This is a genomic window from Marinobacter iranensis, from assembly GCF_029207565.1.
GTDB lineage: Bacteria > Pseudomonadota > Gammaproteobacteria > Pseudomonadales > Oleiphilaceae > Marinobacter > Marinobacter iranensis.
Map to the genome: position 1 here is coordinate 1 of NZ_JANCMW010000377.1, position 241 is coordinate 241.

A 241-nucleotide genomic window follows, 5' to 3' on the forward strand; every position below is an offset into this window, starting at 1 on the left:
CTTGCGCTCGCCGACATCGTCAAGCTCTCCGACGAGGACCTGGACTGGTTCGGCGAGACAGGCAGCCTCGGAGACGTTGCGGCGCGCTGGCTTGGACTGGGGCCCAGCCTGATGGTGGTGACGCAAGGCGCCAAGGGCGTGGTGGCTTTCTCGAGAAAACATGTCGTTTCGGTGCCGGCAGAGCCGGTCAAGGTTGTCGACACGGTGGGAGCCGGCGATACGATCAATGCCGGGATCCTCG

1 protein-coding gene is annotated in these 241 nt (G+C 64.7%); it reads left to right on the forward strand.

The features are described 5' to 3' along the window. The coding region (locus NLU14_RS22775) for a PfkB family carbohydrate kinase (protein WP_275710890.1) at window positions 1-241 on the forward strand (241 nt) is incomplete at both ends.